Annotated in this window: 5 protein-coding genes; 2 read left to right on the forward strand and 3 right to left on the reverse strand. The window is 76.6% G+C overall.

What is annotated here, in order from left to right; translation table 11 throughout:
- Positions 1 to 145: 145 nt before the first annotated feature.
- Together metF and DLJ47_RS06835 are read left to right on the forward strand one after the other, a co-directional pair.
- Positions 146 to 1,063, forward strand: coding sequence for a methylenetetrahydrofolate reductase [NAD(P)H] (metF, locus tag DLJ47_RS06830; protein WP_109899216.1), 918 nt, complete (start codon positions 146 to 148; stop codon positions 1,061 to 1,063).
- A 44-nt stretch (positions 1,064 to 1,107) separates the two neighbouring features.
- On the forward strand, positions 1,108 to 1,830 hold the full coding sequence (locus tag DLJ47_RS06835) for a CDP-alcohol phosphatidyltransferase family protein (RefSeq protein ID WP_109899217.1): 723 nt from the start codon (positions 1,108 to 1,110) through the stop codon (positions 1,828 to 1,830).
- A 28-nt stretch (positions 1,831 to 1,858) separates the two neighbouring features.
- On the opposite strand, the gene DLJ47_RS06840 is transcribed toward DLJ47_RS06835, so the two are convergent.
- From DLJ47_RS06840 to DLJ47_RS06850, 3 genes are all read right to left on the reverse strand, one after another.
- Positions 1,859 to 3,346, reverse strand: coding sequence for a phytoene desaturase family protein (locus tag DLJ47_RS06840; protein ID WP_109899218.1), 1,488 nt, complete (start codon positions 3,344 to 3,346; stop codon positions 1,859 to 1,861).
- An 8-nt stretch (positions 3,347 to 3,354) separates the two neighbouring features.
- On the reverse strand, positions 3,355 to 4,482 hold the full coding sequence (locus DLJ47_RS06845) for a glycosyltransferase (protein WP_109899219.1): 1,128 nt from the start codon (positions 4,480 to 4,482) through the stop codon (positions 3,355 to 3,357).
- Positions 4,483 to 4,519: 37 nt separating this feature from the next.
- The coding region (locus DLJ47_RS06850) for a carotenoid biosynthesis protein (RefSeq protein ID WP_446723537.1) at positions 4,520 to 5,420 on the reverse strand (901 nt) is incomplete at its 5' end.

The raw sequence follows: 5,420 nt of genomic DNA on the forward strand, positions 1-5,420 counted from the left end.
CACCCGCGCTGGCCCCATTCCTACCCCGCGGGTACGACGCTCTCCGGCGCCCGCCGGCCCGGCGACGGTGTCATCGGGGTGGCCCGGTGTCCGACGGGGTGGGAAGGGCGTGGGTGCGACCGGCGTCGCCCGCTAGAGTCGGGGCGTGGCGCTCGGTCTTCCCTCCGTCCTTCCCCAGTCGCAGCCGGCGATCGGGGAGCTGATCCGTGACCGCCAGCCGACCTTCTCCTTCGAGTTCTTCCCACCGAAGACCGAGCAGGGCGAGCGGCTGCTCTGGCAGGCGATCCGCGAGCTGGAGCCGTTGCGGCCCTCGTTCGTCTCGATCACCTACGGCGCGGGCGGGTCGACGCGGGACACCACGGTCGCGGTCACCGAGCGGATCGCCACCGAGACCACCCTGCTGCCGATGGCCCACCTCACTGCGGTCAACCACTCCGTCGCCGAGCTGCGGCACGTGATCGGCCGGCTCGCCGGGGTCGGGGTGCGCAACGTGCTGGCCGTGCGGGGCGACCCGCCGGGCAACCCGGGCGGCGAGTGGGTCCGCCACCCCGAGGGCGTGCTCTACGCCGAGGAACTGGTCCGCCTGGTCCGCGAATCCGGTGACTTCAGCGTCGGGGTGGCCGCCTTCCCGTACAAGCACCCCCGGTCGCCCGACGTGGCCAGCGACACCGAGCACTTCGTCCGCAAATGTCGGGCCGGTGCCGAGTTCGCGATCACCCAGATGTTCTTCGACGCCGACGACTACCTGCGACTGCGCGACCGGGTGGCGGCCGCCGGCTGCGACACCCCGATCCTGGCCGGCGTGATGCCGGTGACCCAGCTGAGCACCATCGAGCGGTCGGTCCAGCTGTCCGGGGCACCGTTCCCGCCGGCCCTGGCCGAACGGTTCGAGCGGGTCGCCGACGATCCGGAGGCGGTGCGCCGGCTCGGCATCGAGCAGGCCAGCGAGATGTGCCGGCGGCTGCTCGACGAGGGCGTGCCGGGGATCCACTTCATCACCCTCAACCGCTCCACGGCCACCCGCGAGGTCTGGCAGAACCTCCAGGTGGGCGCGCGGGTGTGAGCGTACGGGCCGCGACACCTCGGCCGCGGTGCGACGGTTGATCCGTGGTGGGCACACAGCTGCTGAAGTGGGACGACTACGCGACCGCCTGGGCCCGGCTGCACGGCGGGTTCGATCCCCGGGTGGCGGCTCCGGTGGTGCGCGCCTGGCTGCGGTTCGCCTACCACGTCGGGTACGTGCTCGCCCGGCTCCGGATCGGCCCGACCCCGGTGACGGCGGCCGGCGTGCTGCTCTGCGTCCTCGTGCCGGTGTTCGCCGTACGCCCGGGGGACGGGCCGTTCCTCGGGGCGCTGTTCGTGCTGCTCGCCGCGGTGGCGGACAGCGTCGACGGCGCGGTGGCGGTGGCCACCGGCCGGACCACCCGGCTCGGCTACGTCTACGACTCGGTCGCCGACCGGCTCGGTGAGGTCGCCTGGCTGGTCGCGTTCTGGCTGGTCGGCGCGCCGGGCGCGCTGGTGGCCACGGCCGGCGCGCTGTCCTGGCTGCACGAGTACGTCCGGGCCCGGGCGGTGGCCGCGGGCATGCGGGAGATCGGCGCGGTGACCGTGGGGGAGCGCCCCACCCGGGTATCGGTGGCCCTGGCCGGGCTGCTGCTGGCCGGGCTGACCGGGCTGATCGAGCCGGACCTCGCCGCCGGCACCATCACCATGGCCACCGCCGTCTGGGTGCTGCTGGCCGCCTTCGGCCTGGGTCAGCTCCTCTCCGCCGTCCGCCGCGCCCTGCTCGACGCGGAGCGGCCGCCGGACCGGGCCGCGGCCCCGCGATGATCGGTCGCGGGCCGGCCGGGCGGCCCGGTTACCAGGCGGGGCCGATCTCGTCGGCGACGATCTGCGCGGAGAGGGTGACCATCGGCAGGCCGCCGCCGGGATGGCTGGAGCCGCCGACCAGCCACAGTCCGCGTACCGGGCCGCGGTTGGCCGGGCGGAGCAGCCCGCCCGCCGTGCCGTAGATCGACCCGCCGGGCGCGCCGGTCGCCGTGTCCAGGTCGGCCGGGGTGCGGATCTCGCGGAACAGCAGCCGGTCGCGCACGTCGATGCCGCGCCCGGCCAGCACGTCCAGGATCCGGTCGGCGTACGCCTCGGCCAGCCCGGGCCGCCGCCAGTCCACGGCGCCGGCGGCGGTGCCCTGCCGGGGCGCGTTGACCAGCACGAACCACGCCTCGTGCCCGGCCGGGCGGACCAGTGGGTCGTCGGCGACGGTGACGAACACCGTCGGGTCGGGTGCCGGGCGGGCGCGCACCCTGCGCCCCGGGTCGCCGAAGACCGCGTCGAACTCGGCGTCGTAGTCGCGCGGGAAGAACACGGTGTGGTGGGCCAGGCCGGACTCGCCGGTGACCCCGAGCAGCAGCACGAAGCCGGCCAGGCTGCGGTCGGCGAGCCCGGCCAGCCGGCGCGGGCTGGGCAGCAGATCCCGGTAGACGGTGAGCGCGTCGGCGTTGGCCACCACCGCGTCGGCGGGGACGGGCGCGGCGACGCCGGCGAGGCGTACCCCGGTCACCCGGCCGCCGGCGGCGTCGATCCGGGTGACCTCGGCGCCGGTCTGCACCACCACGCCGAGGTCCAGGCAGCGGGTCAGCAGCGCGTCGGCGAGGGTGCCCAGCCCGCCGCGCAGGTACCAGCCGCCGAAGGCCAGCTCGGCGTAGGGAACGGCGACCAGCGCGGCCGGGGCCCGGCGCGGGTCGGCGCCGGTGTACGTGGCGTACCGGTCCAGCAGCATCCGCAGCCGGGGGTCGGACAGGTGGCGACGGCCCAGCCCGCGCAGGCTCCGGCCGGGGGCGATCGCGGCCAGGTCACCGAGCCGCCAGGCCAGCGCGGCCAGGTCCCGCGGGGAGCCGACCGGGCGGCGCAGGATGTCCTGGTGGGAGGCCTGCCAGACGCGGCCGGCCCGGCGCCACAGCCGCTGCCAGTCGGCCGCGGCCCGGTCGCCGAGCGCGGCGCCGATCCGGGCGGCGAACTCGGCCGGGTCGGCGCACGAGTCCAGCGCCGGGCCGTCGCCGGGGAAGACGTGCCGGACGATCGGGTCCAGCGGCGCGAGGTCGAGGTACTCGTCGAGCTTCGCCCCGGTCGCCTCGAACAGGTCGTGGAAGACCTCGGGCAGGGTGAGCAGGCTGGGTCCGGTGTCGAAGTGGAACGGGCCGGCCGGCGTGTCGTGCCGGTACCGGCCGAGCTTGCCGCCCACCGTGTCGGCCCGTTCGAAGACGGTGACCTGGTGCCCGGTGACGGCCAGCCGCGCGGCGGTGGCCAGCCCGCCGACTCCGGCGCCGACGACCACGATCCGCGCCATGCCGCCTCCTAGGTGACCGGGCGGCCCCGCCAGGTCAGCCGGCGCCGCTTCCGCAGATGGTACGACCGCAGGGTCAGCCAACCGAGGACCACGACCGACACGGGGTGTGCCAGCGAGTCGGGCCACCACCGGCCGCCGGTCGCCCGGGCGCTGATCGCCCGTCCGGCCACCCCGAGCAGGTACGCCGCCGCGGCGGCCGCCCCCACCGGGACCGCCCCGGCGGCGAGCGCGCCCACCGCCAGCAGCGGCGGCGCGGTGTAGAGCAGGAGCAGCAGCGCCACCACCACGGCCGCCGCCACCGGGTGACCGAACGAGGCCCAGAGCGACTTGGTGTAGCCGTCGCGCAGCTGCGGCCAGTTGTCGTACATCCGGCAGGTGGCCAGCCGCGAGCCGTCGGCCAGCGCGATCCGGCCGCCGGCCCGCTTGACCGCCCGGGCCAGCTCGATGTCCTCCAGGACCTTGTCGGCGACCGCGACGTGGCCGCCGGCCCGTTCGTAGCCGGCCCGGTCCAGCACCAGGAACTGCCCGCCGGCCGCGGCCAGCGACGGCCGCCGTGAGCGCTCCATCGCGCGCAGCGGCAGGAAGGTCAGCCACAGCCATTGCAGCAACGGCTGGACCAGCCGGTCCGCCGCCGTGACCACCAGGATCCTCGGGTACGGCGACAGCAGCGTCAGCCGGGCGGCGCGCAGTTCGGTGACCGCCGCCGCCACCGCGTCCGGGGCGAGCACCACGTCGGCGTCGACGAAGACCAGCGCGGTGGCCGCCGGGTCGGCCCGGCCGGCCAGCTGCCAGCAGGCGTACGGCTTGCCCAGCCAGCCCGGCGGCGGGGCGGCCCCGCGCAGCAGGGTGACCCGCGGGTCGTCGCCGGCCACCGCCCGGACCACCTCGGCGGTGCCGTCGGTGGACCCGTCGTCGAGCACCACGACCCGCAGCCCCGGCACGCCGCGCTGGGCGAGCAGCGCGCGCAGGCACGGGGTGACCCGGGCGGCCTCGTCGCGCAGCGGCAGCAGCACCGCGACCGGCTCGTCCACCGGGGCCGGCGGCGCGGCCGGGCGGCGCAGCCAGCGGCCGGCGTTGACCAGCGTGTGCGCGGTCAGCGCGGCGACGCCGAGCAGCAGAGCCAGGACGCCACTCATGCCGGCATCTTCGCGCTGGGTCCGATGGTCCGCTCGCTCATGACGGGACGTCGGCGCGGGCGCGCCGGGGCGGGCGGGACGCCGGCCGGTCGGCGCGGCGGGTCCGCAGCAGCGTCAGCGCGAGCGGCACCGCGGTCACCGACATGCCGGCCGCGCCCCACAGCGCGGAGGCCGGCAGGTCGAGGAAGACCGCGTGGGCCAGCACGCTGGAGCCGTACGTCCACAGGTAGAGCGCGAACATCGGGTGGTCCCGCCGGTCGGTGCCGGCCACCGCCGGCCCGGCCAGCGGGCGCAGCGCGGTCATCAGCAGCACCGCGAAGAGCAGCCAGCCGAGGTAGTTGCTGATCGGGACGCCGGGCAGGCCGGGCAGCGCCGGGGTGGCGTCGCGCCAGACCCAGTGGCCCTCGGCCACCATCTGCGGGTCGAGGAAGAGGTCCCAGGTGGCCAGCCCGAGCGCGGCCAGCGCGATCCGCCGGACGGCGAGCGCGACCGGTGACCCGGGGTGGTGGTCACCGGCCGGGGTCACGGGGTCGGGCGGCGTGCTGAGCCGGACCGCGGTCAGCCAGGCCGGCCAGGCCATCCAGGTCCACGCCAGCGGGATGACCAGCGGCACCCCGGCCAGCTTCGGGCCCAACTGGCCGGAGTAGTCGTAGCTGCCGAACGGGAAGCCGGTGGCCACCCCGAGCGCCTCGATGGCGAACCCGCCGCCGGTGGCCACCGCCACCAGCGCCACGGCGGTACGCGTACCCCGGCTGAGCAGCGCGTGGCCGACCGAGAGCAGCCAGCCGAGGCCGACGGTGGCCACGGTCAGCCGGGCCCGGGTCGTCCCGGTGGTCAGCGGGTAGCAGATCTGCGCGAGCACCAGCACGGCCAGCAGCGCCCAGCAGGCCCGCTGCCGGTTCACGACGCGGCCGGGCCGGGCGGGGCCTGCGCGGAGC

The organism is Micromonospora sp. S4605 (assembly GCF_003176715.1).
GTDB classification, from domain to species: Bacteria; Actinomycetota; Actinomycetes; order Mycobacteriales; family Micromonosporaceae; genus Micromonospora; species Micromonospora echinaurantiaca.

Excerpts from the sequence above, each read along its gene's own strand:
- DLJ47_RS06840 (WP_109899218.1), bottom strand. The coding sequence starts at position 3,346 with ATGGCGCGGATCGTGGTCGTCGGCGCCGGAGTCGGCGGGCTGGCCACC.
- DLJ47_RS06845 (WP_109899219.1), bottom strand. The coding sequence starts at position 4,482 with ATGAGTGGCGTCCTGGCTCTGCTGCTCGGCGTCGCCGCGCTGACCGCG.